The organism is Chromohalobacter sp. HP20-39, from assembly GCF_033052815.1.
Classification (GTDB): domain Bacteria; phylum Pseudomonadota; class Gammaproteobacteria; order Pseudomonadales; family Halomonadaceae; genus Chromohalobacter.
In genome coordinates, this window is sequence record NZ_JAWHTP010000548.1 from 1 (window position 1) to 281 (window position 281).

Consider the following 281-nt stretch of genomic DNA (forward strand, 5'->3'; position numbering starts at 1 on the left):
CGGCAGACAGGCCGTTGTCGGAGCCGAGCTTGGAGTAGACCGGGTCGGTGGCGTTAGCCTCGTCCGTGGCCTTCGGGTCTGCGCCCGAGTCGATCGGCCAGCCTTCAGCGCCGTTGTCCGACTGGAACATGATGAAGGTGTTGTCGTACTCGCCAATGTCTTTCAGGTGCTGGATCAAGAGGCCGATGTTGTAGTCGAGGTTCTCGACCATGCCGGCGTAGATCTCCATGTAGCGTGCCTGCGCCTTGCGCTCCAGCGGCGTGAGGTCGCTCCACTTCTTG

1 protein-coding gene is annotated in these 281 nt (G+C 61.9%); it reads right to left on the reverse strand.

Annotation, left to right across the window (positions count from 1 at the left end):
* The coding region (locus tag RVY79_RS19140; RefSeq protein WP_317466138.1) for a sulfatase-like hydrolase/transferase at positions 1-281 on the reverse strand (281 nt) is incomplete at both ends.